The following is a 24,514-nucleotide window of genomic DNA, read 5'->3' on the forward strand; positions in this document are numbered from 1 at the left end:
CTATACGCAGAAACTAAATTGCCACATAGGGCATCACTGAATGACGGGATGTTTTTTAAACTTTTCATGGTCGTTAATTTATATCCCCCGGGGTATTTACCGGGCCAGGAATTGGCACCTTCTTAAAACTTTAAGGGTTGCCAGCGGGTAGTTGAGCCTGATCTCTCGCCGCTTCTTTATAAATCAAAACCTTTTTGAAGGGAATTGATCTGGATTTAGTATCGCTACCAAATATGATTGCAAATATAGGGCGTTAATAGTTTACGAACCAAATTTTATTTTAAAAATATAGATTTAAAGAATAATTGAGTTCAAGATTCTATCCTAAAGCCTTACTCATATCTTCAATTAAATCATCAATATGCTCTAATCCGACAGATACCCTCAGCAAATTTCTTGGCGTTTTAGTGTCCGGGCCTTCGATGGAGGCTCGGTGCTCAATTAAACTTTCAACGCCACCTAAACTTGTTGCCCGTGCAAATAGAGTCAAGCTGTTAATCACCTGTTTTGCTTCTTCTTCACCTCCTTTGATAAGCACAGAAAGCATGCCGCCGAAGCCATTCATTTGTTGTTTAATGATTTCGTATTGCGGATGCGATGGCAATCCGGGATAAAGCACTTTTTCCACTTTTGGATGTTTTTCCAAATATTCAGCTAATAAAAGGGCATTTTTAGCATGACCGGCCATGCGATAAGGTAGGGTTTTAATACTACGAACTAAATAATAACAATCCATAGGCGAAGGGATAGCACCGCCCATTTCTTGCACCTGGCGAATTTTTGCCCACCAATCGCTTTTTTCGGCAGTAATTAATGCCCCGCCCATTAGGTCGCTATGTCCCCCAAAGTATTTGGTGGAAGAGTGCATGACCAGGTCGGCGCCCAACGCTAATGGATGTTGAAATATTGGCGTTGCAAAAGTATTATCGCAAGCTATTTTGATGCTACATGCTTTTGCTATGCTGATAACCTTTTTTATATCTGTAATTTTTAACAGCGGGTTCGATGGTGTTTCAATCCAAATCAATCCTGTATTTGGTTTAATATGTTGCTGTAAAACATCCGTATTATTGATCTCGATAAAATCAAACTCTAAAATATCCGCAAATAAATTTTTTACCTGGTTGCGCAGGCCATGGTACATATCGTCGGGTAAAATAACATGCGTGCCGGGTTTTAGTGATTGAAAAACGGCCATTCCCGCTGCGTTACCTGATGAAAATGCCGCGGCATCTGCACCGCGTTCCAATTGCGTCAGTACATGCTCCAGCGATGTACGGTTCGGGTTTGATGAACGACTATAGATATAACCGCTGTTGTAGCCACCCTCTTCGTTACGTTCAAACGTTGTCGACATGGTAATGGGTTGTATTACAGCTCCTGTACCTTTATCATCTTTGTTGCCTGCATGTATGGCGATGGTCTCAATTTTCATAAAGCAAACATAAACTTTTTGGTGATTATTAGTTTGAAAAGGTTACAACGATGATCACATTTGAGTTTTACAAATGTTCCAACACAGATATTACATCGCTATTACATTAACATTTATTACTTTTGTACAAAGTATTTTTAATGGAAGCAGCACGTAATTTACAGCTATTAATACAAAACCCGGATTTACCTGCTGATTTAAAACACATTGCAGAAAAAGTGCTGAATGCCGAGCGAGTTACTTTTGATGAAGGTGTTTTACTTTTTGAAAAAGGCGAACTGGGTTATCTTGGCATCCTTGCCAACTATATACGCGAAAAGCGTCACGGCGATAAAACATATTTTAACCGTAATTTCCATATTGAGCCTACGAATCTTTGTGTTTACGATTGCAAATTCTGCTCTTATTCAAGGCTGATCAAACAGCGCTCAGAGGGGTGGGAGTATACCATGGAGGATATGCTCAACATCGTAAAAAAATATGATAACGAACCCGTTACCGAGGTGCATATTGTTGGTGGTGTATTGCCGCAATATGATGTGGCTTTTTATTCGGAATTGTTTACCAAGATAAAAGAACACCGCCCCGATTTGCATGTAAAGGCGCTAACCCCGGTTGAATACCATTATATATTTAAAAAAGCTAAGATAGATTATGCTACCGGCATGCGCCTGATGAAAGAAGCGGGTTTAGAATCGATCCCCGGCGGCGGTGCAGAAATTTTCCACCCGGAAGTTAGGGATCTGATCTCTAAAGATAAATGTACCGGCGATCAATGGCTGGCCATACATGAAGAATGGCATAAACTGGGCATGCGCTCAAATGCCACTATGCTCTATGGCCATATTGAGAAGTTTTGGCATCGTATTGATCATATGGACAGGTTGCGCACCTTGCAGGATAAAACAGGCGGCTTCCAAACCTTTATACCGCTTAAATTCAGGAATAAGGACAACCAAATGTCGGATGTTCCGGAGTCAACAGTTATAGAGGATCTGCGTAATTATGCTATTGCAAGAATCTATCTGGATAATTTCGATCACATTAAATCTTATTGGGCGATGATCAGCCGCACCACAGCGCAGCTTTCACTTAATTTTGGTGTGGATGATATTGACGGTACGTTGGATGACACCACCAAAATTTATTCGATGGCGGGCAGCGAAGAGCAAACCCCCGGCATGAGCACTAAAGAATTGGTTGAATTAATTAAGAACGTAGGCAGGCACCCAATAGAGCGTGATACCTTGTACAATGTGATCACGGATTACGATAATTATAAATTTCCGGAGGAAATTAAGCCATCATTTTACAAATTGCCTGTAATTAACTAAACTAAATAGCCAAGTAAAATTTAACATAAGTGTTTGATTTTACTTTGACAATTTTGGTCAAAATAAATGATACAAAAAACATTATATATCGTTCGCCATGGGCAAACAGACCTGAATAAACAGGGAATTGTGCAGGGGCGGGGGATGAACACCGATTTGAACGATGAAGGTCGCAAACAGGCTGCATTATTTTTTAATGCCTACAAGGATGTGCCATTCAATAAGATCTATATCTCGGAACTAAAGCGTACTCAACAAAGCATTCAGCAATTTATTGATCTGGGTATCCCGTACAAAAACTGTCAGGACTCGATGAGCTTGCCTGGGGCATACATGAGGGCCAAATAAGCACACCAGATACCACCGTGCAATTTTTAAAACTGGTTCGTGATTGGGTGGACGGGAACTTAGATAGTAAATTTGAAGGTGGCGAAAGCCCTAACCAGGTAATGGCCAGGCAAAAAGAAGCTATGGATATTATTATGAGTCAACCGGAGGAAGAAACAGTTTTGATCTGTATGCATGGCCGGGCGTTACGTTTATTGCTTTGCTGGTTAAGTGGCAAACCGCTTAGTGAGATGGAAACCTTCCCGCATCAAAACCTGGTGTTATATAAAATAACTTATGATGGTGAAAAATTTGAGATTGTAGACGCTAATAATTCATCACACTTAAAAGTATTAAGTAATTAGTAGCAAATAGGAAGACCAATTGCTCAAAAAGCTGAAAACTTGATGCTATGCACTTGATATTTAAAAAAAATGAAATTCAAAATATCGGCAGTTAGTTATACTAACACCAAACCATTTATATACGGCATACAACATACCGACTTCATTAATAAAATAGAACTCAGCCTTGATAACCCAACTGACTGTGCCCAAAAACTAATTGATGATGTAGTTGATATTGGCCTTATACCTGTAGCGGCAACGTTAAGTATGCCTTATTGGGAAATCGTATCCGACTATTGCATAGGCGCCGTCGGCGCGGTTAATTCTGTATTTATTTTTAGCAATTGCGATATTAATGATATAAAGAAATTACAGCTTGATCCGGAATCACGTTCCTCAAATAATTTAGCGAAAGTTTTATTAAAAAACTTTTGGAAAGTGAATCCCGAATTAATTATTGGTGCCGGGGATTATACAACTTCAAACGATCCTGAAACTGCATGTGTTTTAATTGGTGACCGAACCTTTGGTAAAAAAGAGAAATACAAATATGTATACGATCTTGCTGAAGAATGGCAAAGATTTACAGGTCTGCCTTTCTGCTTTGCAGCTTGGATCGCTAATAAACCTATCCCCAAAGATTTTATAAACGAATTTAACCATGTTTTAAAGTTCGGTTTAGATCATCGTGCAGAAGTAATTAAGAAATTAACTCCACGAAGCGATTTTGACCTGGAAGATTACCTGATGCATAAGCTTGATTTTGATCTTAACGAAGGTAAAAAAGAGGCTTTGCATTTGTTTTTAAAGTATATTAAAGAACTTTAGTACCCGCGTCATTGCGAGCGAAGTGCGGAAATCCCAAGTTATAAAGGCGGCTCTGCAAGTCAAGGATTGCCACGCTTCGCTCGCAATGACGTTTTTTTTAATAAAGATTAAACTAAATGCTTAAAAATTAATCAAACAGGCATTAGCTGTTTGTTAATTGGGCATGAAGGACTTTTATTATATTTTAGGTACGGACGTTAATTGCTCTTCGATTGAAATTAAGGAGGCTTATCGTAAGTTGTCTAAAAAATTTCATCCTGACCTGAACCAGAATGACAAATATTTTGAAGATCGTTTTAAAGAGATTCAACTTGCTTACGAGGTTTTAAACGATCCTGTTCGGCGAAAACAATACGATGATACCTTAAGCAAATTCAAAAGCAGCCAAAATATAAAGGCAACAACAAACGGCAGTTTTAAAACCCGTCCATCCGCAATTGCCAAAACCAGGCGGGCAATCGATATTTTATTTACCCTTGTTTTAATTTCGATAACCTGTATTTTTGGCGATTACGTTATAAAGGCGATGAATACTCCAGAAAAAATAAATTCTCAACCAGCTTTAACCGCGTTACCAGTTGTAACTATTACTAAAACCAGGCATCATAAAAAAAAGCATTTTATAAAACCTGAAATTGTTGCTGCTAGCTCTCCAAAAATTATTAAAGCAATAACGCCTGTAAAGACAGATACTATTAAACCAAAACCGCATCCTGTAAAAATTGCACTTGTGGCGCCAAAGCCGGTTAAAATTATAGCTGTAAATAACAACTTTTTATACAGCACTATGGTAAAAGCTAATGTAACCGGTATTATTAATATGCGTGAGCAAGATAACCTGAGTTCAGAAGTAGTGCAGCAGATACCAAATTATTCACAGGTTGATGTACTTGAAAGAGGAGAGCGTTACTATAAAGTGCGTTATAATAACAACACCGGTTATATACCAAAGTGGGTAGTGCAAACTAAATAATAAAATTTCAAAGAACGATTTTTGCACTTTCACATGTGCAAAATTTAATGATCAATAAGATTGATTGTAATTATCCGGTGCCGATACAATCATTAAATAATACTACTAATTTACAAACAACATTTTATAAAAGTGCTGACACTATTTTGTCAGTACTTTGCCTTGTTAAGCTTAAATTAACAATTGATAATATCTTTTCTTTTTCAAAACTAAATACCTGCAATTTCATTGCTATCTTAACAGGTATAATCACATCTCATAATATGGATCAAATTCAAAAATTACAGGGACAGGCAGCCCTGGTTACCGGCGCGGACAGCGGAATAGGTAAAGCTGTAGCCGTGGCTTTAGCCATGGCAGGCGCGAAAGTTATTATAAACCACGTAGATGCGCATGAAGTAGCACAGCAAACTGTAGACGAAATCACTTCGGCCGGCGGACAAGCATACGCCATTCATGCTGATGTGAGTAACGAAGCTGAAGTACAGGCTATGTTTGCCGAAATGTATAGCCAGTATGGTACTGTTGACATCTTAGTGAATAACGCAGGTTTGCAGCGTGACTCTAAATTTGTGGATATGACCATGGAGCAATGGAATACAGTAATCGGCATAAACTTAACCGGCCAGTTTCTATGCGCCCGCGAAGCAGCAAAGGAATTTATTAAGCGCGGTGTTGTTGAAGGCAGGAGCAAGGCTGCAGGCAAGATCATTTGCATGAGCAGTGTACACGAAGTAATTCCATGGGGCGGTCACGTGAACTATGCAACAAGTAAAGGTGGCGTTATGATGATGATGAAAACCCTGGCCCAGGAGTTAGCTCCACATAAGATCAGAGTTGTATCAATTGGCCCGGGTGCTATTCAAACACATATCAATCAATCAGCCTGGAGCACACCCGAAGCTTTAAAAAGTTTATTAACGTTAGTACCTTATGGCCGGATAGGTGAGCCTGAAGATATTGGCAAGGTTGCTTCATGGTTAGCTTCGGATGAAGCGGATTATATTACAGGTACCACTATTTTTGTTGATGGCGGCATGACCTTATACCCGGGCTTTGCCGATAATGGTTGATTAGTTTGCTAAAAAAAGCTTCGAATAGCGCCAATTATCGATTTAGCAGGCGTATTAGTACTTAGTGTATATTTTACACATTGTAATTTATACACTAAGTAGATTGAGAAAATTTAAATTTTAGATGCTAAAAGCATATTAATTATTAAATATTCATAAAAATTAAAGTATTTTGAATATATTGATAATTTTACTATACTTTTGTTATGGATTTAAAATTTAAAACAACATGAAAAAGATATTTTTAACAATCGCAACAATTGGCCTTTTAGGCACGAGTGTTTATGCCGCTGATGGTGGTAAAAAAGCTTCAACAACTCCGACTGTATCTTATGCAGTTCAAAACGAGTTTGAATCAACTTTCGAGGATGCAAAAAATGTAACATGGGCAGTAACTGCAAATTGCCAAAAAGCAACATTCACAGTTAATGATGTTAAAATGACTGCCTTTTATAACCTGAATGGTGAATATCTTGGTTTAACCCAGGATGTTAGTTACAATACTATTGCTGATAAAGCGAAAAAAGAAATTGCTGATTCATACAAAGGTTATGACGTTAACGAGGTAATTAAATTGGAAACTAACAGCGCTAATAATTTTGCTGAAACTGTTTATTTTGTTGATTTAAAAAACACAGATTCAGAAGTATTAGTTAGAGTTGACCAATCAAATGATATTTTCTTTTTCCAAAAAGTAAAATAACAACCTCTTTATAATTTTATTGAGCCACTGCGAAAGTAGTGGCTTTTTTGTTTTACAGATTTTTGTAATTGAGGTATCACAAAAACAAAATCCACTACCAGGGCATTTATAAAGGATAGTATTTAATATAATGCCAAAAACAATAATTATATCAAACCGCTTACCCGTTAAAATAGTAAAAAACAACGGCGGATATCAACTGTTGCCAAGTGAAGGCGGATTGGCTACCGGGTTAGGCTCGATTTATAAGCAACAAGATAATATTTGGATAGGTTGGCCGGGGTTGGTTGTTGAAAATGATAAAGATAAAAGCAACATAACCCGGGAATTAAAAAATATTAGCTTGTTGCCTGTTTTTTTGACTCAACAGGAGATAACGGAATATTACGAAGGTTTCTCAAACGAAGTTTTATGGCCGATATTTCATTACTATGCATCATCCTATGCCAGCTACAGTCAGTCGAACTGGGACTTTTACAAATCTGTAAATGAAAAATTCAGGGATGCTGTTTTGGCTATAGCTGAGCCAGGCGATACGATCTGGGTACATGATTACCAGTTATTATTGCTTCCTGCACTTATCAGGCAGGCGTTACCCGATGTTTCAATTGGGTTCTTTCTGCATATCCCATTCCCATCTCATGAGATTTTCAGGCTGATACCATGGCGTTATGAACTTTTAGAAGGCTTGCTTGGTGCCGACCTGATTGGTTTCCACACATTTGATGATGTAAGGCACTTTTTAGGTGCAACAACGCGTATTTTACCAGCAGTTGCAACATCAGCAAATATTATCATTGCTAATGACCGGCAAATTATTGCGGAATCATTCCCAATGGGAATTGACGATAAAAGATATGCCTCATTACCGCTTCAGCCGGAGGTTATTGATCAAGTTAAACAAATTAAGGAAAGCTTTAAAAATGTTAAACTTATATTATCTATCGACCGTTTGGATTATAGTAAAGGAATCTTACAGCGTTTAGAAGCGTTTGAATTATTTCTTAAATTAAATCCCGATTGTATAGGTAAAATAACACTTTATATGATCGTAGTACCTTCAAGAGATAATGTACCACAATATCAGCATTTGCATGATCAAATTGATAAGAAAGCTGGGAACATAAATGCATTGTACCGAACAATGGATTGGAGCCCTATACACTATTATTATCGGTCATTTCCAATAGAAACTTTATCGGCATTATATTACTCAGCAGATGTTTGTTTAGTTACCCCGATGCGAGACGGTATGAACCTGGTGAGCAAGGAATATGTTGCCAGCCGGATAAATAATGATGGTGTGCTTATATTAAGCGAAATGGCAGGTGCATCAAAAGAGTTAATAGATGCGGTAATTGTAAACCCAAATAACATTGGTGAAATTTGCAGGGCAATAATGCTGGCTATTAAAATGCCCCTTGAAGAACAGCAAATACGCATGGAACAAATGCGGCAAGTTGTGACAAAATTTAATGTCGCGCATTGGGTTAAAATATTTATGGATCGTTTAAAAGAAGTGAAAACTTTTCAACGATCCATGCAAACACGGCATGTGAGTGGTACTACCGGTCAATCAATAATCAACCGGTATGCGAAAACCAAAAACAGGGTTATATTTTTAGATTATGACGGGACATTGGTTGGGTTTAGATCTAACGTAAATGATGCCAGTCCTGATAAAGAACTCTATAAATTATTAGAAAAATTAACTGAAGATTCGGCTAATCATGTTGTATTAATAAGCGGTAGAAAACATGAAAATTTAGGAGACTGGTTTAATAAATATAATATGTATCTGGTAGCCGAACACGGTGCCTGGTTTAAACAACAACATGAAAAATGGCACAAGGTATCCGGATTATCAGATTCATGGAAACAAGATATTTACCCAATACTCGACACCTATGTTGACCGCACTCCCGGTTCCTTTATTGAAGAAAAAACATATTCGCTTGTTTGGCATTATCGTAAAGCACAAAAAGGCTTAGGCGAATTAAGAGCAAATGAATTAGCCAACAACCTGAAATATTTGGCAACAGATAAAGGTTTGCAAATAATGGCTGGCGACAAAGTGCTCGAAGTTAAAAATGTGGAAATAAATAAAGGTAAGGCCGCATTGTCTTTAATCGAAAACAAAGACTACGATTTTATTGTCGCCCTTGGCGATGACTACACTGATGAAGATATTTTTAAAGCTTTGCCAGACTCAGCAATAACCATAAAGGTTGGCGGCAATATATCCGCAGCTAAATTTTATTTAAGAAACCCATCCGAAGTTCGCGGATTTTTAAATAGTTTAACAGAAATTGAGGTTGGGCAGAATAAGTAACTAAGTGAAAAATCTGCATGATTTAAATCACCTTACAGATTCTTCACTTAGTTAGAATGACAATCCTGCTTACAAAAATACCGGTCTGTCAAGCTTCATCGCAATTCGATAAGCAGCATTCATTAAACCAACATGGCTGTAGGCTTGCGGAAAATTTCCCCATTGGCTGCCATCGGTTTCATCCACGTCCTCGCTGAATAACAGCAAGTGATTTGAAAATTGAAGTAAGCTTTCAAATTCTTTTATAGCGTCATCAATCCGTCCAACTGCAGCCAAGGCTTCTACATACCAAAATGCGCATACCAGGAATGTAGTTTTGGGCTTGCCAAAATCATCTTTATATAAATACCTGTAAAAAAGTCCGCTATCTGTTTTTAACTCTTTTTCCAATGCAATTAAATGATCTTTAGCCCTGTCCGAAGTTGGATCCAGGTAATTCATCAAAATTAACTGAATAGTACTGGCATCCAGGTTTGTGCCGCCAGCTGCGTTAGTATATACTTTTCTAACCGGGTCGTAGCAACTTTCAATATGCTCTGCAGCACGATTTTTCATAGCGATTGCACGGTTTACCAACTCTTCGTTATCAATGGTTCTTGCCATTTTTTCTGCAGCGGAAGCTCCTGCCCATTGGAACAAATTACTGTAACAATGCACATCTGCCATATTACGGAATTCCCAGATACCTGCATCTTTTTCATCAATTGTGGCTTCGATTTTAGATAATAGAAAATCAAGCCAGCGGACTGAATCTTTCCGTTCAGAAAAAATAAAACGGTGGTCTGTATATAGAGGTAGAAGAGAGATCAAGACCTGTCCGTAAATGTCATTTTGAATATGCTCAAATGCTTGGTTGCCAATACGTACAGGTTGATTGCCTTCATAACCGGCCAAATCTTCCAGAATAATTTCAGTAAGTTGCTTTTTGCCGGTAATGCCATACAAAGGTTGGTACCTTTTGTCTTCTGCTGTGGAAATATCGGTTACATATCCAAAATATTTCTCCATTTCTTCAAAATGGCCAATGTGGTTTAATGCGGTAATTACATAATAGGTATCCCTTAACCAACAATATCTATAATCCCACGTACGGCCGCTTCCCGGCGACTCCGGTAAACTGGTAGTGCTGGCAGCTATGATAGCTCCTGTGTCCTCATACTGGTGTATTTTAAGCGTTAAAGCCGACCGTATTACAACTGGTTGATAGAACGTAGCGATAGAGGAGTGCTTAATCCAGGTTTGCCAGTATTGGGTGGTCTCCATTAAAAAGCGTTCTGCAGTTGAGATAAGCGGTGCTTCCAGGGGCTCGCCATAAGTAAGCACCAGATATTTAGGTTCATTTAATACAAAAGCGTGTTCATCAAAAACATAACTTATTGGTATGTTAGTAGTTAACCTGATGTTTTCATCACCACCTAAAAACTGGATGTGATTGCTTCCCCGATTTACGGTTAACTTTATTTTTCCGTAATCCGAAACTGGTGTACATTTAACTTTAACACGCGGCGAACCATTGATTGCTTCTATCTTTCTAATCAGCATTAAGGGCTTGTAATAGCGCTGGTTATAATAATATCTTGGCGCAAAATCAGTTACACGGTAGGAGTTATGTTCGTCTATAGTGATTTCTGTTACTAATACGTTGCTATTTTCCAGGTAATACTGATGAGAAGTATAATCGCTTTGCGGCAAAATTGAAAATTCACCGCCTTTTTCCTTATCAAGCAATCCCCCGAAAATAAAAGTACTGTCGAATCTTGGCCAGCATAGCCATTCTACGTTTGTATTTGTGTTGATGTGCGCTAGGAATGCGCAATTTCCAATTATTCCGGTATTATAGGTGTGTCTTGCCATAAGTATTTACGTTGAAGCTTTAATTCTGATTAACAAGCTTTGAAGCATAATGTTGACGCACTATAATTTTATTAGTTAGAATCTCTTAAGCTGTACCATAATTTACACTAGTACAATTGGAACATTTTGGAACGATTTCAAGAACAAAATCGCTTAAAATAACCTTGAAAAAGACGTTTTTACTTTATTAATTAAACTCTTTTAGAATAAAAAACGACCTGTTTTAGCCTTTAAATTATCTCAAATAAACCTTTTTTGCCCGATTTAATTATTTTTTTACCTGAGAAATTGAGTTCCTTACCGTAAATAATCACCCGTTTGTTTCAATCTGTAACAATTTGGATCAGTGTTAAAAATTTAATCTAATTATGATGGATAACAGGGATTTAACTAAATAAATAATTTTATTTGGTTGTTAATTATTTTATATATTTGAAAAAGACAGGTTTCTATTTTCCTTTCTGATTATTAAACCAATATATATTCAGTTTGGCTTTAGTTATAATGTTTTTAACAAGAATTATTAATACGATTATTTAATTATGAAAACTGGAAAAGTAAAATGGTTTAACACTCAAAAAGGTTACGGCTTTATTGTAACTGATGATGGTAAAGACCTATTTGTACACTTTAAGGACGTACAAGGTGGTGTAAATGCCATTAAAGATAACGATAGCGTTACCTATGATGTGGAAGAAGGTAGAAAAGGATTACAAGCAGTAAATGTGAAAAAAGTATAATCTACAACAAACTAAACTAACTAAACTAAAAATTAAACCTCTGTGTAATTGCAGAGGTTTTTTTGTTTGATATTATCTGCAATTATATATTTTAGCGAAACCAATTATTGAACAATGTCTGAATTATCTTCCGCACGAATAAACAGGAACGTTATCTTTTTAGTGATCGTTGCTTCCCTTGGCTATTTTGTTGATATATATGACCTGCTGGTATTCTCAATAGTACGTACACCAAGCTTACTGGCTATAGGGGTTAAGGCTGCGGATGTAAAAGCTGCCGGTATCTCCATCATCAACTGGCAGATGTTTGGTTTGTTAATTGGCGGATTGATCTGGGGGATAGTTGGCGATAAATTAGGGCGCATTAAGGTGCTTTTCGGTTCGATATTGCTTTATTCAATAGCCAACTTTGTTAACGGGAAGGTGACGGGAGTTGAAGAATATATCATTGTGCGTTTTATAGCAGGAGTAGGCCTTGCAGGCGAATTGGGTGCCGGTATCACATTGGTTACCGAAACCATGAAGACAGAGAAAAGGGGATATGGCACAATGATCGTTTCAGTTATCGGTCTGTTTGGCGCTGCCGCTGCAAATTTAGTGGCAAAGGAATTGGATTGGCATTGGGCCTATTATGTGGGCGGGATCCTGGGGATATTCCTATTATTGTTACGTTTAGGCACTTATGAGTCGGGATTATATAAGGATATTGAAAACAAAGAAGAAGTATCGCGCGGTAACTTCCTGATGCTGTTTACCAACTTTAAACGTTTTATCAAATACCTGTATTGCATTTTAGTAGGCTCAGCTAATTGGTTTGTAATAGGCATACTTATCACCTTATCACCGGAATTTGGCAAAGCCCTTGGCGCAAAAGTGCCACTAAATGCAGGTGATGGTGTTTTTTACGCCTATATTGGTATTGCCATCGGTGGGTTGTTTGCCGGCATGCTATCACAAATTACCAAATCAAGGCGCTTAGCGGTAGTAGTGTTCATATTTATTTCTGTCGCGAGCGCTATTTGCTATTTAAGCGCGACTAATATTACCGCAACTCAATTTAACTGGTTATCGTTATTCCTTGGTTTCGGCGTCGGTTACTGGCCAATATTTGTGACCATACCTGCGGAGCAATTCGGAACCAATATTCGTGCTACGGTTACCACTACCGTTCCAAATTTCATAAGGGCATCATTAATTCCTATCAATGCGGCTTTTGCTGCGCTTTCTGTTGGTTATGGCATGATCACAGCAGCTTATATTATGATGGGTGTTTTATCACTTATCGCGTTGTTATCAATTAGCCAGTTAAAAGAAAGCTTTAGTAAGGATCTGGATTATTTGGAGGAGGTTTAGCTTTGTAAAAGTGGCCGATAAACCAATTCTTTGTTTAATTTTGCCGGATTATTAATACATACCCATGATTTCTAAAGATGAGATAAGTGCGGCTTACCGGTTAATACAGGACGAAATTTGTATTGCTCTTGAACAACTTGACGGCAATGCAAAGTTTGAAGAGGAAAAGTGGGAGCGTGAAGGCGGCGGTGGCGGCCGTACACGGATCATTCAAAATGGAAACATCCTGGAAAAGGGCGGGGTTAATTTTTCAGCCGTTCATGGTCAATTACCGGCTGGCGTTAAAAAAGCGCTGAACGTTAAACACGATGAGTTTTTTGCAACCGGTGTTTCTATCGTGATCCACCCAAATCACCCCATGGTGCCTATTATTCACATGAACATACGGTATTTCGAAATGCCATCGGCAGATAGCGCTAATCCGGTGCGCTGGTTTGGCGGAGGTATTGACCTAACCCCGCATTATGTTTTGGAGGATGATGCTAAATTCTTTCATCAAAGCTTAAAAGCAGTATGTGATCAATTCAATCACGATTTTTATCCTCGTTTTAAAAATTGGGCCGATGATTATTTCTACATCAAGCATCGCAACGAAACACGTGGCATAGGTGGCATATTTTATGACCGTTTAACAGCAAGCGATACTATAAGCTGGGAAAGCATCTTTGATTTTTCACAAGCATTAGGCAGATCCTTCATTCCAACTTATATTAATCTGGTCAATCGTAACCGCAATAAGCGTTTTAACGAAGGCCAACAAAACTGGCAATACCAACGCCGCAGCCGTTACACCGAGTTTAATTTGGTATATGATGCAGGTACAAAGTTCGGGCTGGAAACTAACGGGCGGATTGAATCAATATTAATGAGCCTGCCACCGACTGCCAAGTGGGTATACAATTACCAGGCACAACCCGGCAGTGAGGAAGAAAAAACATTATCTTTATTAAAAAAAGGGATCAACTGGGCATAATTATGAAAATATTTTTAAGCTTATTTTTAGCGGTTGTTCTATTTTCATCATTTCAAATTGCTGATAACCTTTCCGGTACCTGGGAATACGCAGGCGATATTACTAATGGCAAAAAAGAGGCTGCTCCAACAGAATATTCTCTTCAGCGAAAATATACCAGCACCAACTACGAAGCCTTTGTACTCGAAAAAGGTTACCAGCCTGAAAAATACGAAACAGGTGATTATACCCTAAAAAACGACTCCTGTCTTGAAACGCAAACCTGGTGCGGGCAACCTTCAAACCTTTTAAACATTACCATTCACTATCATTATAATATTACCAACGATACACTTATACTAACCGGTTTTTTGCCTAACGGAACCAGTGTTGAAGAGTATTGGAAAAAGGTAAAATAACCGCTAAAAACCACATTCAGCTTTATTAACATTTTAGTGCCTGTTTTTATGGGTATTTAGCTTAGAAATAGGTACAATGTTAGTAAAATCATCATTGAAAATGATATAATTTCTTAACTTCGCAAGTCGTTAAAAAACTATTTTTTTAACGGAAAATTATAAACAAGATTTTCACACAAATATACAATGGCCGAAGGAATAGAAAACGATAATTCACACAGCGAGGACAGAATAATTTCGATAAATATTGATGAGCAAATGCGATCGGCATACATTGACTACTCAATGTCTGTGATCGTTTCAAGGGCACTGCCAGATGTGCGTGACGGTTTAAAACCGGTACACAGAAGGGTGCTTTTCGGGATGCTTGATCTGGGGTTAAATAACAACAAGCCATATAAAAAATCAGCCCGTATTGTGGGTGAGGTAATGGGTAAGTATCACCCGCATGGTGACTCATCGGTTTATGACACCATGGTACGTATGGCACAGGAGTGGAGCTTACGCTACCCATTGGTTGAAGGCCAGGGTAACTACGGATCAATAGATGGGGATAACCCGGCGGCAATGCGTTATACTGAAGCGAGATTGGAGAAAATTGCTGAGGAGATGCTGGCTGATATCAATAAGGACACTATCGACTTCCAGTTAAACTTTGACGATTCCTTACAGGAACCAACCGTACTGCCTGCAAAATTCCCTAACTTATTGGTTAACGGTGCATCAGGTATTGCTGTGGGTATGGCCACCAATATGGCGCCGCACAATTTGTCGGAAGTTATAGATGCTACAATTGCTTTGATTGATAATCGTAACATCGAGATCAGTGAATTAATGCAGCATGTTAAAGGCCCTGATTTCCCTACAGGTGGTATCATTTATGGTTTTGAAGGTCCACGTGAGGCATTAGAAACCGGCCGCGGCAGGATCGTATTACGTGCACGTGCTGAGATTGAAACCTACAATGGCGAGCGCGAACGTATCATTGTATCTGAAATACCTTACCAGGTAAATAAGGGTTTAATGATCGAGCGTACGGCTGAGCTGGTTAACGAAAAGAAAATTGAAGGTATATCAGCCATCAGGGATGAATCAAACCGTGAAGGTATTCGCGTTGTTTATGAAATAAAACGTGAAGCGAATGCAGCTATCGTTTTAAATAACTTATTTAAATACACGGCTTTACAAACATCATTTAGTGTGAATAACATTGCGCTTGTACATGGCAGGCCAATGATGCTTAACCTGAAGGACCTGATCCATCACTTTGTTGAGCACAGGCACGAGGTTATTGTACGACGTACTAAATTTGAATTAGCCGAGGCGCAAAAACGCGCTCACATTTTAGAAGGATTATTGATAGCATTAGATCACCTGGATGAAGTTATCCGCTTGATACGTGCTTCAAATACGCCTGATGATGCAAGGGAAGGTTTAATGAATCAATTCGGCTTGAGTGATATTCAGGCACGTGCCATACTGGATATGACCCTGAGAAGGTTAACCGGACTGGAACGTGATAAAATTAAGGATGAGTATGATGCCTTGATGAAAACTATCGATTATTTAAACTCTATTTTGGCTGATGAAGGTTTGCGTATGCAGATCATCAAAGATGAGTTATTAGAGATCAAGGAAAAATATGGCGATGAGCGTAAAACCGAAATGGTTCACTCATCGGCAGAAATGAATACTGAAGACTTTATTGAGGATGAAGATGTGGTTATCACAATTTCGCATGAAGGTTACATTAAACGTACGCCTTTAACTGAATACCGCAGGCAGGGCAGAGGTGGTAAAGGATCGTTAGGCAGTAACAGCCGTGATGCTGACTTTATTGAGCACCTGCTTATCGCATCAAACCACAACTACATGCTGTTCTTTACCGAATCAGGGCAATGCTTCTGGTTGAGGGTATTTGAAATTCCTGAAGGAACGCGTACATCAAAAGGGCGCGCAATACAGAATATCATTAATATTCCTAAAGAGGAAAACATTAAGGCTTATATCAAATTGATCAGCCTTAAAGACAAGGATTATCTAGAGAATAACTATATTATTATGTGTACCAAAAAAGGTACCATCAAGAAAACTTCTCTAGAGGCTTATTCCCGTCCACGTGCAAATGGTATCAACGCTATCAACATTAATGAAGGTGATTCGTTGTTAGAGGCGAACTTAACCAGTGGTAACAGCGAAATTGTAATGGCATTAAAATCCGGCCGTGCTATACGCTTTAACGAGGCTACAGTTAGGCCAATGGGTCGTACTGCAACAGGTGTTCGTGGTATATCCCTGGACAATGACAACGATGAGGTTGTTGGTATGATCAGTATTGATGATCCGGAAACTACTGTGTTGGTTGTATCTGAAAAAGGTTACGGTAAACGTACTGATATTGATGATTACAGAGTAACCAATCGTGGCGGTAAAGGTGTTAAAACACTTAGCGTAACTGATAAAACCGGAAAACTTGTTGCCATAAAAGGTGTTACTGATAAAGAGGATCTGATGATCATCAACAAATCAGGTATCATTATCCGAATCGCCATCAGTGAATTGAGAACAATGGGCCGCGCTACACAAGGAGTGAGGTTGATTACGCTTAAAGGCGATGACGAAATTGCTTCAGTTGCTAAAATTGAACACGACGAAGAGGAAGAGTTAGACGAAGCAGTAGCAATTGCACATGATGAAGAGGCAAGTATTGATCCTAAACAAGATGCTGAAGATAAAGGTGATGAGCCCTCAACAAACGAAGTAACAGAATAAAACAAATATGCCGAACCGTAAAATAATAATACCGGTTTTATTGCTAATGTTCACTACAAGCTTTGCCTTCTGCCAGTCGGAAGTATTTAAGCCCGTAGTGAACAACCTGGCGCTTTACAAGAAAAAGAAAGACTTTAAGTTTTTAGCAGCAGCTAAAAAATCTGTTGATAGCCTTATAACAACCCATGCTGATTCTATCGACTACAAAAAAGGGATTTACAGGGCACTTGTTTATTCAACTATACTATACCTCGATTCCGCAAATACGCTTAAACAACCCGCAACTTTATTTAGCCAGACTATAACCTTGGTTGATAAGTTATTAGCCAACAAGAAAAGCTCGAGTTTCCTGGATCAACTCGATTATATCAAGAGATGCATTGCTAATGTTTATATGCGGATAGGTTTTCAGGCTATAAATATTTCTGATTTTGTGAATGCTGAGAAAGCTTTTTTAAAAGCCCAGGCATATGTTCCAACATTTAAGGAGCTTGATTTTTATATCGCGTACTCGAATAATAAATTAGGAAATTTACAGGATGCTGCAAAGTATTATAATCATTTGGTTGATGCAGATACAGCGAAAGCCGAATATATTGAAGCTGCAGCTAATATTTATAAATCGTTGGGTGATACTTCAAAAGCATTGGATGTTATAAAAAAGGGTAGGACGCGTTTCCCTGATGATAAGTTACTGCTGATGAATTTAGCAAACATTTACAGCAATAAAAAAGATTATGTAGCATTAGCTCCATTGTTAACACCGTTGATTGGCGTTTACCCCAACAATGCCAGCGTAGCATTTGTTGCTGCAAATTGTTATGACAACCTCGGGCAATACAAGCAAGCAGAAACATATTATCTACAAGCTATTGATCTGAATAGTTCAATTTACGATCCGGTATTTGACCTTGGTTTATTATACTACAAGGAAAGTTTAATTTTTCCGACAGATAAAATAAAAAACATTAATCTTGCAGTCGCGATGCTTGAAAAAGCAAATGAAATATCACCAAATGATGTTAATTCGTTGAAGGTATTACAGCTAATTTACACGCAAACAAAAAACAATAACCAATTAATTAAGGTAAATAATCAGTTAAAACAGTTAAATAATCAATAAACTATGAAAATAAAACTCTTTATGACAGGCCTGATAGGCTTAGTATCAGTAGCAGCATTTGCGCAAAAAGGTGAACTAAATAATGCGAAAGAAAAATATGATTCCTACGCTGTTGAACGAGGAAATAAAATAACTAAAGTTCAAGGTGTTAAAGACCTTGCAGACGCAAAAACATCTATTGATAAAGCTTCAGTTAATGAAAAAACAGCAATGCTACCTTTAACTTATGCTTTAAAAGGTGCTATTTATGCTGCAGAGGTAAGCGAGGATTCGGTCCCTGCAAATAAAGCCGCTAATTTTGTTATCGCCTCGGATGCTTTGAGAAAAGCCAAGTCTCTTGACTCTACAAAACAAGAGAATAAAACGATGATCCATGATTCATATTTAAGCCTTGCTTCATATAAATTTGAGATGGGAAGAACAGCATTTCAGGATAAGAAATATGAAGAAGCGTACAAGTCTTTTGATTTTTACAGGCAAATAGCTCCGGACGATACTTTGGCGTTATATGTAACAGGGTTATCAGCAGCCAACGCCGCTGCTTCTAATCCCAAATATTACAGCATTGCGATTGATTCGTACGGTAAATTATTAAATACCAATTACTCAAATAATGCAACTATATACTATGATTTATCAAGTCTTTATTTGGCGACAAAGGACACTACTAACGCGTTAAAAGTTGTAGGTGATGGGGTTGCTAAATATCCATCAAATAATAATTTACGCAGAAGAGAAATTGAAATAGGCTTAATGTCAGGTAAACTAGATATTTTAATAGCAAAAATACAATCAGCAATAGCAGCAGATCCCAAAAACAAGACTTTATATTACTATATGGGGTTAACGTATTCTCAAACTGCTGAATCATACACCGCACAACAAAAGAAAACGAAAGTGCCGGCAGATAAAGCCGCGTTGGAGCAAAAGAAATTAGACGCTTATCATTTAGCTGCCGAACAATATAAAAAAGCACTGGAGATTGACCCGGAATATTTTGAAGCTAACCTTAATTTAGGTTATGTGTTGTTAAATCCTGCGATTGATGAGTATAATGCAGCTAATCAATTACCATCCTCAAAACAAAAAGAATATGAAGCAGCTATTGCAAAATCAAAAGCTGATTTTGAATCTGCACGACCATATTTAGAAAAAGCAGTTGCATTAATGCCAAAATCATATGATGCTTTAAATAATTTAAAAACTTATTATTTAGGCACGCAAAATACTACCAAAGCGAATGAAATTCAAAAGCAAATTGATGCATTAGGAGGTAAGTAATTAATTAATAATACTAATAAAGGCTTCGTTTGGAGCCTTTATTTAAAAAGATATTACTTAACATAATGTTAATTATGTGAATAATTAATAATTTATTTATAGTCTGCTATTTTGAATTAGTAAAATAAGCCAGGAGTTGCGTATTTAAGCTTTAGTACTATTTAAATAAGGCTTGTAAGTAATAATTTTTTAAATACCAAGCAACTTACTATTGTTTCTTATTATAAATATCAGCAAACAGTACAGAGTTAATTTAATTTCCACTCTTCGGAAAAATATTGAATCACAGCACTGCTACTGGGCCGAAGTAAATAATACAATCGTACGCAATATGAACAGGCAAATTAATATTAAAAAATTGTTGCCTCTTGATGATATAAAAATTACATCTTCTTGGTGGTGTCCATCATTTTTTTGGTAGTGTCTGACGTTTTCGAAGTATCCATCTTCTTGCTAGTATCCATCATTTTGGTTGAGTCTTTCATTGCGGTAGAATCTGAACCGGTTGCCCTATTAGCTGACATACAACCCATCGTTATTGAAGAAACTACTCCTGCAATCAGGGCTAAACTTAATATGTGCTTTTTCATAAATAGTTTTTTTAATGATGTATAAAATAATGATTTTCTATTTTAGAACCATATATTGACTTGATTGTTTAATTATTAATTACAACTTGATAATGTTACAAATCTGCCTGAACTTAGATTTCATATGTAAGTTTCGTCATAATTGGTACAGCCTACTGATATTGATTTAAAATTTCTGATATTTAAGACCTATGAGGGTATCTGAAAATTTGTTAAAATGGGCTGTGCGATTTTATCCGCCATTATTTTTTCAGCGTATCTGGGTAAAAAAAATCGATAAGGGCTTTCGCGGGGTTGAAGTATGCATCAGGAAAAGTATCTGGAACAGGAATTACAATAATTCTATTTTTGGCGGAACTATCTTTGCAGCAGCAGATGCCTTCTACCCTATTTTATTCTTTAAAATACTATCGCTTAAAGGATATAGGTTGAGAGCATGGTCTCGGTCCTTAGAGATCCACTATATTAAACCTGGCTTTACTGACCTTAGTTATATTATTGCAATCGGCGATGAAGAAATTGCCGAAGCGGAAGAAATTTTAAATACTATTGGTAAATATTCCAAGCCCCATCATATCCACATATTTGATAAGAATGGTGTAAATGTAGCTTCTGTTACAAACGAGGTTTATATGAGAAATTTAGATTTTATTGAGACTAACCATGTACACAATAATTAATGAAAACGCTTTAATTAAAAAAGGTTTTAAGATAAGTACAGATAAGGAGTTGCTTGATATTTCATTAATACATGATTATTTAAGTAATGAATCATACTGGTCTAAAGGAATATCAAAGAAAAAGGTAGAACGGTCAATAGAAAATTCGATATGCTTTGGTATTTATAAAGATAGTGAACAAGTTGGGCTAGCACGCGTTGTTACGGACAAGGCTATATTCGCTTATTTGTGCGATGTATTTATTTTAAAAGAATATCGTGGTAACGGCTTGTCAAAATGGTTGCTGCAAACTATATTGGCTCATCCGGAATTGCAGGGATTAAAAAGATGGACCTTAGCTACGCTTGATGCCCATGGCTTATATAGCCAGTTTGGTTTTAGCCAGTTAAGTCATCACGAAAGATGGATGGATATTTTTACACCTATTAAAAAAGACTGAGAGGAAATCAGGGATGATGAATATTAAAAGGCTGATTTTTGAAGGTGAAGGAGTATCGCTCGACTTTAAAAAAACAATTTCCAGCTGCGAAAAGATCGCACGCACCATGGTTTCATTTGCCAATAATAAAGGTGGCCGATTGCTTATTGGAGTGGCTGATGATGGAACCATAAAAGGCGTAAAAGCTGAAGATGAGGAGCGTTATATGATAACCCGGGCTGCTCATATCTTCTCTAAACCTGCTTTAGAGCCCAGTTTTGAGGAGGTTTATGTTGATGATAAACTGGTGCTGATCGTTGATATAACCGAAAGTCCGCTTAAACCCCATTATGCGCTGGCAGAGGACGGAAAGTGGTGGGTTTATGTAAGGGTGAAAGACAAAAGCGTGCTGGCTAGTAAAATTGTTGTAGATGTACTTAAACGGTCGTCGGGTGATACTGGTGTGATGATCGAGTATTCATCAAATGAAAGAAACTTGCTACAGTATCTTGAAAAAAGCAATCGCATAACTGTTAAAGAGTTTTGCGATCTGTTAAAGCTTACACGTAAGCGCGCCCAACGAATTTTGGTTGACCTTATACTATCCGGGGTTATACGCATCCATACAACCGAGAAAGAGGAATACTATACTGCTGTATAGTCAGCCGTTCGGCAAAACTCTACCTTTATCACTTTATTGTTTAAATGAGATCTATTTACCACAAATATAAACATCATTACCGCGATAATCTTAAACTGGCTACGCCGGTTATGATATCACAGCTTGGGCATACTTTGGTTCAGGCATCAGATAGCGTTATCGTGGGGCATTTCGTTGGTACCGTCGCTTTAGCTGCTGTATCATTGGTGAATAGCATTTTTGTCATCCCAATGATCATAGGTTTGGGTATATCTTACGGCGTTACTCCGCTTATTGCTCAAAATAATGGCAGAAAGGATTATGCCGAATGCGGTAAACTACTTTCAAACGGCTTGTTTATTAATCTAATCTGCGGGGCGGTCTTATTCGGAGTTTTATTTTTAGGATCAATATACGCGCTAAACCACTTACATCAATCACCACAAGTTGTTGAACAGGCAAAGCCATTTTTAACGCTATTGGGGCTATCACTTATCCCTATGTTGATTTTCAATACCTTTAAACAGTTTGCAGAGGGTTTAGGATTCACCAGGCAAGCGATGGTAATTTCTGTAATTGGCAACATTCTCAATATTTGCGTTGGGATAATATTGGTGAAGGGTTTATTCGGAATTAAACCAATTGGCGTTCGTGGTGTAGGTTATAGCACATTGATTGATCGTTGTTTGATGGCGATGGTAATGAGTATTTATGTATTGCGGTCAGAAAATTTCAAGGTCTATTTAAAAAGCTTTACCATTAAAAATATTCACTATCTGCGCTGCATTCAGATCCTGCGGATTGGTACCCCTATTGCTTTGCAATACGCTTTTGAATTAAGTGCATTTAGCGGTGCAGCAATAATTATTGGTAGTATTAGCCTGGTGCAACAGGCGGCGCACCAGGTTGCCATCAATCTGGCATCAATGACTTATATGATATCAAGCGGGATAGCTGCAGCGGCCACTATTAAAACCGGCAATTATTTTGGAGTTAATGATCACAAAGGTTTGCGGTCATCTGCTATATCAAATTATCATATAGTTATAACCTTCATGGCGTTTACGGCTTTACTTTTCAGCTTAGGGAGCCCTTATCTGCCATATATTTACACTACAGATAAAGCGGTTATAACTGTTGCATCACAGCTACTTATCATTGCTGCCGTGTTCCAGATTTTTGATGGAACACAAGTGGTGGGCCTTGGTATTTTACGTGGAATGGGTGACGTGAACATCCCAACAGTCAGTACATTTTTAGCTTACTGGATAGTTGGATTACCCGTAGGTTATTACCTCGGAATTTATTTGCATTGGGGAGTAAAAGGTGTTTGGTATGGCCTGGTGTTGGGCCTTATGGTATCTTCAGCTTTAATGTTTTTGCGCTTCCATTATATTAGCAGAAAACATCAGATAAAAGCTATAACTAATTAAAAGTAAAGCTCGTTTGCTATACGATAGGTGTTGCAATGTGCTTCAACTATATCTTTAATATCCGGAGAGTAACCGCCACCCATGCTTACCTGAACCGGTATTTTGTGTTTTATGCATTGTTCAAATACAAATCTGTCGCGCATTTTACATTCTTCACGGGTTAAGCCGAGCTTGCCCAATTTGTCGGATTGTAAAACGTCAACCCCGGCTAAATAAAATATAAAATCAGGTTTTTGTTGGGTAATAAGATCGGGCAAAGTTTCTTTTAAGAGGTTAAGGTAATCACTTCCAGCAATACCATCTTGTAATGGAATATCTAAATCCGATCTTTCTTTTCTGAAAGGAAAATTATTAGCACCATGCATCGAGAATGTAAACACCCTTGACTCTTGTTCAAATATTTGCGCTGTACCATTCCCTTGATGCACATCTAAATCAATTATTAAAATCGACTTAGATAATCCATTATTTAATAAATAGTTAGCTGCCATGGCCTGATCGTTTAGCATACAAAAACCTTCGCCCCAATTGGTACCGGCATGGTGTGTGCCACCAGCAACATTAAAAGCTATTCCGTTTTTAAAAGCGTAATGGCACCCGTCGATAGTTCCCTTGCCTATCCTTACTTCGCGTTCTACTAATCTGGCTGATAAGGGAAACCCAATGCGTCTTTGCTCTTTCGAAGATAAGGTCAAGTCGCGTAATTGTTTCCAGTAGTCCTTATCATGCGTCCACAAAATAACCTCTTGATCCAATTGAACTGGGGAAAATAGATTTTCCATGCTAATGAGGCCTTCATGAAGTAATTGCTCCGGTATCAACTCATATTTCAACATCGGGAAACGATGTCCTTCAGGCAAAGGATGAGCATATATTGGGTCATAGGCGATTTTAAGCACAATACAAG

Annotated in this window: 21 protein-coding genes, 1 pseudogene and 1 riboswitch; of the genes and pseudogenes, 18 read left to right on the top strand and 4 right to left on the bottom strand. The window is 37.8% G+C overall.

The window, feature by feature from the left end:
- Positions 1-75: 75 nt before the first annotated feature.
- Positions 76-185: riboswitch (SAM riboswitch) on the bottom strand.
- 134 nt (positions 186-319) lie between these two features.
- Positions 320-1,435 carry a trans-sulfuration enzyme family protein gene (locus ACYZ0U_RS11045; RefSeq protein WP_461452189.1) on the bottom strand — a complete coding sequence of 372 codons (1,116 nt, stop codon included), beginning with the start codon at positions 1,433-1,435 and terminating at the stop codon, positions 320-322.
- A gap of 140 nt (positions 1,436-1,575) precedes the next feature.
- Between ACYZ0U_RS11045 and mqnE the strand changes: the two genes are divergently transcribed.
- The 7 genes and pseudogenes from mqnE to ACYZ0U_RS11080 all read left to right on the top strand — a co-directional run bounded on the left by mqnE (position 1,576) and on the right by ACYZ0U_RS11080 (position 9,352).
- Complete coding sequence (mqnE, locus tag ACYZ0U_RS11050; protein WP_461452191.1) at positions 1,576-2,769, top strand: aminofutalosine synthase MqnE; 1,194 nt, start codon at positions 1,576-1,578, stop codon at positions 2,767-2,769.
- A 66-nt stretch (positions 2,770-2,835) separates the two neighbouring features.
- Positions 2,836-3,461: pseudogene (locus ACYZ0U_RS11055) on the top strand (histidine phosphatase family protein).
- A gap of 69 nt (positions 3,462-3,530) precedes the next feature.
- A complete protein-coding gene (locus ACYZ0U_RS11060; RefSeq protein WP_461452193.1) occupies positions 3,531-4,271 on the top strand; it encodes a menaquinone biosynthetic enzyme MqnA/MqnD family protein in 741 nt (246 codons plus the stop codon).
- Positions 4,272-4,434: 163 nt separating this feature from the next.
- Entirely contained in the window at positions 4,435-5,244 is an 810-nt protein-coding gene (locus tag ACYZ0U_RS11065; protein WP_461452195.1) for a DnaJ domain-containing protein, read from the top strand.
- A 263-nt stretch (positions 5,245-5,507) separates the two neighbouring features.
- Complete coding sequence (locus tag ACYZ0U_RS11070; protein ID WP_461452197.1) at positions 5,508-6,317, top strand: SDR family oxidoreductase; 810 nt, start codon at positions 5,508-5,510, stop codon at positions 6,315-6,317.
- A gap of 229 nt (positions 6,318-6,546) precedes the next feature.
- Complete coding sequence (locus ACYZ0U_RS11075; RefSeq protein WP_461452199.1) at positions 6,547-7,020, top strand: hypothetical protein; 474 nt, start codon at positions 6,547-6,549, stop codon at positions 7,018-7,020.
- Positions 7,021-7,150: 130 nt separating this feature from the next.
- Entirely contained in the window at positions 7,151-9,352 is a 2,202-nt protein-coding gene (locus ACYZ0U_RS11080) for a bifunctional alpha,alpha-trehalose-phosphate synthase (UDP-forming)/trehalose-phosphatase (RefSeq protein WP_461452201.1), read from the top strand.
- Positions 9,353-9,421: 69 nt separating this feature from the next.
- Here the strand turns inward: ACYZ0U_RS11080 and ACYZ0U_RS11085 are convergent, their stop codons facing one another.
- Positions 9,422-11,206, bottom strand: a complete 1,785-nt coding sequence (locus ACYZ0U_RS11085) for a glycoside hydrolase family 15 protein (protein WP_461452203.1) — start codon at positions 11,204-11,206, stop codon at positions 9,422-9,424.
- Between the two features lie 542 nt (positions 11,207-11,748).
- On the opposite strand from ACYZ0U_RS11085, the gene ACYZ0U_RS11090 reads away from it, so the two are divergent.
- The 7 genes from ACYZ0U_RS11090 to ACYZ0U_RS11120 all read left to right on the top strand — a co-directional run bounded on the left by ACYZ0U_RS11090 (position 11,749) and on the right by ACYZ0U_RS11120 (position 19,846).
- A complete protein-coding gene (locus ACYZ0U_RS11090; RefSeq protein WP_091372220.1) occupies positions 11,749-11,946 on the top strand; it encodes a cold-shock protein in 198 nt (65 codons plus the stop codon).
- Between the two features lie 114 nt (positions 11,947-12,060).
- Positions 12,061-13,299 (top strand): MFS transporter, encoded by a 1,239-nt coding sequence (locus ACYZ0U_RS11095; protein WP_461452204.1) that lies wholly within the window; start codon positions 12,061-12,063, stop codon positions 13,297-13,299.
- Between the two features lie 64 nt (positions 13,300-13,363).
- Complete coding sequence (gene hemF / locus ACYZ0U_RS11100) at positions 13,364-14,272, top strand: oxygen-dependent coproporphyrinogen oxidase (RefSeq protein ID WP_461452206.1); 909 nt, start codon at positions 13,364-13,366, stop codon at positions 14,270-14,272.
- A 2-nt stretch (positions 14,273-14,274) separates the two neighbouring features.
- Positions 14,275-14,670 carry a hypothetical protein gene (locus ACYZ0U_RS11105; protein WP_461452208.1) on the top strand — a complete coding sequence of 132 codons (396 nt, stop codon included), beginning with the start codon at positions 14,275-14,277 and terminating at the stop codon, positions 14,668-14,670.
- A gap of 186 nt (positions 14,671-14,856) precedes the next feature.
- Positions 14,857-17,442: a DNA gyrase subunit A gene (gene gyrA / locus ACYZ0U_RS11110; protein ID WP_461452210.1), complete on the top strand. Its 2,586-nt coding sequence runs from the start codon at positions 14,857-14,859 to the stop codon at positions 17,440-17,442.
- Between the two features lie 46 nt (positions 17,443-17,488).
- Entirely contained in the window at positions 17,489-18,565 is a 1,077-nt protein-coding gene (locus ACYZ0U_RS11115; RefSeq protein WP_461452211.1) for a tetratricopeptide repeat protein, read from the top strand.
- 3 nt (positions 18,566-18,568) lie between these two features.
- Complete coding sequence (locus tag ACYZ0U_RS11120) at positions 18,569-19,846, top strand: tetratricopeptide repeat protein (RefSeq protein ID WP_461452213.1); 1,278 nt, start codon at positions 18,569-18,571, stop codon at positions 19,844-19,846.
- A 383-nt stretch (positions 19,847-20,229) separates the two neighbouring features.
- Here the strand turns inward: ACYZ0U_RS11120 and ACYZ0U_RS11125 are convergent, their stop codons facing one another.
- Positions 20,230-20,370 carry a hypothetical protein gene (locus ACYZ0U_RS11125; RefSeq protein WP_461452215.1) on the bottom strand — a complete coding sequence of 47 codons (141 nt, stop codon included), beginning with the start codon at positions 20,368-20,370 and terminating at the stop codon, positions 20,230-20,232.
- 257 nt (positions 20,371-20,627) lie between these two features.
- On the opposite strand from ACYZ0U_RS11125, the gene ACYZ0U_RS11130 reads away from it, so the two are divergent.
- The 4 genes from ACYZ0U_RS11130 to ACYZ0U_RS11145 are packed head-to-tail and all read left to right on the top strand — an operon-like array spanning position 20,628 to position 23,607.
- Entirely contained in the window at positions 20,628-21,116 is a 489-nt protein-coding gene (locus tag ACYZ0U_RS11130; RefSeq protein WP_461452216.1) for a DUF4442 domain-containing protein, read from the top strand.
- Positions 21,100-21,555 (top strand): GNAT family N-acetyltransferase, encoded by a 456-nt coding sequence (locus ACYZ0U_RS11135; protein ID WP_461452218.1) that lies wholly within the window; start codon positions 21,100-21,102, stop codon positions 21,553-21,555. Before ACYZ0U_RS11130 ends, ACYZ0U_RS11135 begins: the two co-directional genes overlap by 17 nt.
- Positions 21,556-21,568: 13 nt before the next feature.
- Positions 21,569-22,195, top strand: a complete 627-nt coding sequence (locus ACYZ0U_RS11140; protein WP_461452220.1) for an RNA-binding domain-containing protein — start codon at positions 21,569-21,571, stop codon at positions 22,193-22,195.
- A gap of 44 nt (positions 22,196-22,239) precedes the next feature.
- Positions 22,240-23,607: an MATE family efflux transporter gene (locus tag ACYZ0U_RS11145; RefSeq protein WP_461452222.1), complete on the top strand. Its 1,368-nt coding sequence runs from the start codon at positions 22,240-22,242 to the stop codon at positions 23,605-23,607.
- On the opposite strand, the gene ACYZ0U_RS11150 is transcribed toward ACYZ0U_RS11145, so the two are convergent.
- Positions 23,604-24,506, bottom strand: coding sequence for a histone deacetylase family protein (locus ACYZ0U_RS11150; RefSeq protein WP_461453703.1), 903 nt, complete (start codon positions 24,504-24,506; stop codon positions 23,604-23,606). The two genes, ACYZ0U_RS11145 and ACYZ0U_RS11150, sit on opposite strands and share 4 nt — an antisense overlap.
- Positions 24,507-24,514 lie beyond the last annotated feature (8 nt).

It is taken from the genome of Mucilaginibacter sp., assembly GCF_965225845.1.
GTDB lineage: Bacteria > Bacteroidota > Bacteroidia > Sphingobacteriales > Sphingobacteriaceae > Mucilaginibacter.